Raw genomic sequence first — 5,099 nt, 5'->3', positions numbered from 1 at the left:
ATATTATTAAAGCTTTACAGAAAACAGATTTAAATATTGTTCCTGTTAAAAATGTTTATACAGCCTTGTTTGTTAATGTTGAGGAATATCAAGAACCATATTTTGTTATTGGAATAGAACTTTCCAAGCAAATTGATTTAAACATAGAACATATCAAAACAAATCTGAATAAATACTTTTATAAACACGTGGAATTTGAAATATTTGAAATTAATGAGAATGATGAATATTCAGAAAAACTAATTGAACAAGGAGAAAAAATTAACGGAATAAAAAACGTGTGGTAACACCGTATAATTCCAACTAAGGTTTGGTTGTGTCCTACGGACACAGACGCAAAAGCGTCGAAGTTAGTTCTTTTTACTATCTTTACTCTTAACCTTCCCTTAGCTGGGAAATTATACAAAACCGTTATACAACAGTTAAAATCACGTTCAAAAATTGAATGTTTAGATTAAATTTGTAAATTTGATATTATGGATTTAAGTTTAGAAAATAAAAAAATAGAATTAATTCAATGGTTATCAACTTTGAATGACACATCTCTGATTGACAAACTTATGAAATTAAGAGAGAAAGAGAAGAACGATTGGTGGAATGAAATTTCTGCAAGCGAAAAAGAGTCTATTGAAAAAGGAATTCAAGATGCTGATAACGGAAATTTGACTTCTCACTCAAACGTGAAAGAAATCTATGAAAAGTGGTTGTAAAATTCTGTGGACTGACCACGCAATTTCTGAACTTAAAGAAACTATTGAATATCTTGAGAATAAATGGACAGAAAGAGAATTAAAAACATTCTCTGCAAAATTAGACCATACAATAGAAGTGATTTCAAAATCACCAGAAATTTTCCCAGTATCATTCGAGAAAAAAAATATTCGAAAAGCTGTAGTCGAAAAACACAACAATCTTTATTACCGAATTAATAAAAATTCAATTGAGATTGTTTCTTTGTTTTCAAACAGAAAGAATCCGAATAAGAAAAAGCTATAAAACCATTGCATAACACTGTATAATTCCAACTAAGGTTTGATTGTGTCCTACGGACACAGACGCAAAAGCGTCAAACTTGGCTCTTTTTATTATCCTTACTCCTAATCTTCCCTTAGCTAGGAAATTATACAAAACCGTTATGTGGCATTAGAGACCAACTTCAGTATTTGAATTAAAAAAGATAATATGGCAAAGAAAATAACACCAAAAAATAATTCTTCAAATCAACAAAACGCAAACAAAGGAACAAGTGGACAAAACAAACAACACTCACAAGTTCACGGAAATAGAGGCAAACAATTAAACCCAAATCAAAAGGCTAAGAAATAGTTTGATGAAAGAAAGAATTAATAAAATTCTTCACGCTTTAAATGAAAACCTATTTGAACGTGAAGAAATAGTAAAATTAACCCTACTTACTACAATTGCTGGAGAAAGCATCTTTTTATTGGGACAACCCGGAGTTGCTAAAAGTTTAATTGCAAGGCGAATAAAAGAAGTTTTTAAAGATGGAAATTCATTTGAGTATTTAATGAATAGATTTAGTACACCTGATGAAATTTTTGGACCTATTGCAATCTCAAAACTTAAAAAAGACGACAAATACGAAAGAATTACAGAAAAATATCTACCAACAGCAGATATTGTATTTCTTGATGAAATATGGAAAGCAGGTCCTTCAATACAAAACTCACTTTTAACTGTAATAAATGAAAAGGTTTACCGAAACGGTCAACAAGAAGTTCAAATACCTTTAAAAGGTCTAATTTCTGCTTCAAACGAATTACCAGCAAAAGGAGAAGGTTTGGAAGCACTTTGGGATAGATTCATTATTCGTTATTTAGTAGAAAACATATCTGACTCAAATAAATTTAACACATTTTTATCAACTGAAAGCATTGGCTTTAATGCAACTATTGATGAAAAAGATAAAATAACAAATACTGAATATCATAAATGGCAAACAAGTATCAGTAAAGTTAAAATTTCTGACGAAGCTCTTAACGTAATTAACGTAATTAGAAATTATATTAATAAGCACAACGAAAAAAATGATACTAAAAGACCAATTTATGTATCAGACAGACGTTGGAAAAAAATTGTAAAAGTATTAAAAACAAGTGCTTTTTTAAACGACAGAAAAGTCATTGATTTAATGGATTGCTTTCTTATAGCTCATACAATTTGGGATGAAATTGAACAAATTAGTATTGTGAAAGAATTTGTTTCTGATGCTGTTAAAAATCACGGTTATTCTTTAAAGTACAATCTTTCAATGTTTACAAATGAAATCAATGATTTAAAATTAGATATTGACAATCAAACAAAAGAAAGTAAACGAATAACTTATTATGAGCCAAAATCAATAAAAATAAGTAATGCTATTTATTATGAGATTGATGATGAAGGAAACTTACAAGACAATTATAGACGTAGAATAAATTATATAAGAAAAACAGACTTCAATTCTTTAAATAAAACAACATATAAAGAAATTATTCTTTTTAACAGTAATGGTGAAGAAAATTATAATAATAGATTTGAAGCTTATTCAAAAGCACCAAATATCATTACTATTAGAAAATATGATAATTGGAACAGGAACAATAGCGGAACTAACTATAATCTAATATCGAATAAAAAAACAAAATCAGAAATCACAACAAAAATTCCGCATCCGGCAATAATAACAGAATGGAATAAAACAGTTTCTACCATTACAAAAGAAATTGACAAAACAATTAAAGCAATAGAAACTTTTAAAAAGGAAGATTTAGCATCATTAAAAGAAAACATTTTCGTAAACAAAAAACTGGCATCATTAGCAGAACACAATTTAAACCAAACTATAAATAGTTTTACATCTGAAAAACTAAAAGTTGAAAAACTAAAAAAAGAATATGATGCACTCTAATAATGAAATCTTTGCTCGGTTTATTAAATTCGGTAAGATTTCATCTGAAAGAGAGCGTGAGAAAATTGCCGAAATAATAAAGGAATGGAATTATGTTTCCATTGAGACTTCAAATATTGATAAAAAATATTTAGATACAATTAATTCTTTTATCACAGATGAAAAAATAAACTCAATTTTAAAAATTCAACCACAATTAAAAGAAGAGTTTATAAAAAAATTATTTACGCTTTTAGAAAAAATTGATTCAGCAATTGAGAATAATCCAACTTTTGATAAAGAAGAAAAATTAATTCAAAAGTATGATGAATTTCAAATTACAGAGTTAGAAAATGGAAAGACGATTTTAAACAAAAGTACAATTCTTGATGAAACACAAATCATCAATTACGAAATTGCTTTACAATCAGTAATAGATGATAAAGAGAAAATAAAAGTCAATCAATTTAAAAAACTTCATAAAAACATTTCAAATAATTGGAAAAGATTAATTGAAAAACAACCTAAAACGGCTATTGCTCAACAACTTCAGAAAATAAGCGAACAATCAGAAGAAGAACAACTTAAAGAAACCTTTGACAAGTTATCAATAGACAAATTCAAAAAAGATTGGAAACATTGGAATAAGTATAAAGAATTTTTAAAATCAAAATACCGAAAAAGAGATTTTGATTTAAACAAATACCAAGAAGAATTTAAGACAATAGAAAATACTGAAGTAAAACTCAATGAAACTAGTCTAAAATTAGTAAAATCAGATTTCATAAGTAAATGGGAAGAGAAACTATCAATTGAAAAACTTCAACAAAATATTAAAATAATTGATGAAACAAGGGAACAGTTTTTAAATGTTTTGTATAATAAGATTGATGAGTTAAAAGAACTCTTAAAGTTGCTTTCACCATTCATAAACGAAACAGCGGATTTAGGTAGGCTATGGGATATGTCATTAGGTAATTGGCAAAATGTAAATTTTAATTTACTTGAAAAATATACCCAAATACTTAAAGACAAAAGAGAAATTCAAGAATTAGCTGAACTTTTAGGTAAATACCGAAAAGCAGAAGCCGAATTGGAAGAAGAAGAATTTGAGAATATCGAAATAGTTTCAAAATATAGAATAGAACATTCGGGAAAATCTGAACTTATTGGAATAACAGAAAGTGATGATTTAAACAATTTATTACCAACAGAGTTGGCTCTTTTTAGTGATTTAGAAACGGAAAGCATATTTTACAAAAGGTTTGCAGAAAAGAAATTACAAACCTTCCAGTATATCAATAAGGAAAATGATTTTGAACAAAAATCAATCATAGATAGAAGACAAAAAGAAATAGAAAAGGTCAAAGGTCCTTTTATTATTGCAATTGACACAAGTGGCTCAATGCACGGAGAACCAGAGTTTTTATCAAAAGTCATTGCTTTTGCAATTAAAAGAATTGCAATTAGTGAAAAACGAAAAGCATTTTTAATTTCATTTTCAACAGGAATAGAAACATTTGAGCTTACCGATATTCAAAATTCTTTAGTAAAACTTATTGACTTTTTACAAATGTCCTTTCAAGGTGGAACAGACGCATCAGAAGCAGTTTTAGAAGCGTTAAAACAAATGGAAACTGAAAACTATGAAAAGGCAGATTTACTAATCATTTCAGATGGAGTTTTTGGAAACCTAAATAATGTTACTTTAAAATCGATTGAAGAATTAAAAACTAAAGGCAACAAATTTAACTCACTTATGATTGGGAATAGTTACAATGAAAAAGCATTAAAATTTTGTAATAATATTTGGCAATACGACCCAAATTATAATGAATTGAAAGACTTGATAAAAACGATAAAAAATGACTTAAACCAAAAATAACGCCACATAACAATGTATAATTCCAACTAAGGTATGGTTGTGTCCTGCGGACACAGACGCAAAAGCGTCAAAGTTAGCTCTTTTTATTATCTTTACTTCTAACCTTCCCTTAGCTGGGAAATTATACAAGACCGTTGCCAAATATGTAAAAACAAAAGCAGAAACGGTTAAGAATCCTCTGATATAAAACACTTAAAAATACTCTTAAATCGGACTGATAAACTAAAACGGAAAAAAATAGTAGTTTATTTTAGTTATTTACAGGTAAAAATACTATTTGGATGATTTAAAATCACTCAAATGGATAAAATAAAACGTAAAATT

The 5,099-nt window shown here is 27.7% G+C and carries 6 protein-coding genes; all 6 read left to right on the top strand.

Features of this window, described 5'->3' with window-relative positions:
- Nucleotides 1-287: hypothetical protein (locus BUC03_RS15230; protein WP_159432726.1), on the top strand; the 287-nt coding region annotated here is incomplete at its 5' end.
- A gap of 189 nt (nucleotides 288-476) precedes the next feature.
- Nucleotides 477-710, top strand: a complete 234-nt coding sequence (locus tag BUC03_RS14740) for a hypothetical protein (protein ID WP_073153832.1) — start codon at nucleotides 477-479, stop codon at nucleotides 708-710.
- Entirely contained in the window at nucleotides 694-996 is a 303-nt protein-coding gene (locus tag BUC03_RS14735; protein WP_073153829.1) for a type II toxin-antitoxin system RelE/ParE family toxin, read from the top strand. The genes BUC03_RS14740 and BUC03_RS14735 overlap by 17 nt, the downstream gene beginning before the upstream one ends.
- Before the next feature lie 186 nt (nucleotides 997-1,182).
- Nucleotides 1,183-1,326, top strand: a complete 144-nt coding sequence (locus BUC03_RS15325; RefSeq protein WP_200799152.1) for a hypothetical protein — start codon at nucleotides 1,183-1,185, stop codon at nucleotides 1,324-1,326.
- 4 nt (nucleotides 1,327-1,330) lie between these two features.
- Complete coding sequence (locus tag BUC03_RS14730; protein ID WP_073153826.1) at nucleotides 1,331-2,911, top strand: AAA family ATPase; 1,581 nt, start codon at nucleotides 1,331-1,333, stop codon at nucleotides 2,909-2,911.
- Nucleotides 2,898-4,775, top strand: a complete 1,878-nt coding sequence (locus BUC03_RS14725; RefSeq protein WP_073153823.1) for a VWA domain-containing protein — start codon at nucleotides 2,898-2,900, stop codon at nucleotides 4,773-4,775. Before BUC03_RS14730 ends, BUC03_RS14725 begins: the two co-directional genes overlap by 14 nt.
- Nucleotides 4,776-5,099: the final 324 nt, after the last annotated feature.

It is taken from the genome of Mesonia phycicola (genome assembly GCF_900141885.1).
In the GTDB taxonomy this organism is placed as follows: domain Bacteria; phylum Bacteroidota; class Bacteroidia; order Flavobacteriales; family Flavobacteriaceae; genus Mesonia; species Mesonia phycicola.
This window is presented reverse-complemented; position numbering and strand designations above follow the sequence as displayed.

Bases quoted from the DNA above. Each gene is read 5' to 3' on its own strand.
- BUC03_RS14740 (WP_073153832.1), top strand. From the start codon at position 477: ATGGATTTAAGTTTAGAAAATAAAAAAATAGAATTAATTCAATGGTTA.
- BUC03_RS14735 (WP_073153829.1), top strand. From the start codon at position 694: ATGAAAAGTGGTTGTAAAATTCTGTGGACTGACCACGCAATTTCTGAA.
- BUC03_RS15325 (WP_200799152.1), top strand. From the start codon at position 1,183: ATGGCAAAGAAAATAACACCAAAAAATAATTCTTCAAATCAACAAAAC.
- BUC03_RS14730 (WP_073153826.1), top strand. From the start codon at position 1,331: ATGAAAGAAAGAATTAATAAAATTCTTCACGCTTTAAATGAAAACCTA.
- BUC03_RS14725 (WP_073153823.1), top strand. From the start codon at position 2,898: ATGATGCACTCTAATAATGAAATCTTTGCTCGGTTTATTAAATTCGGT.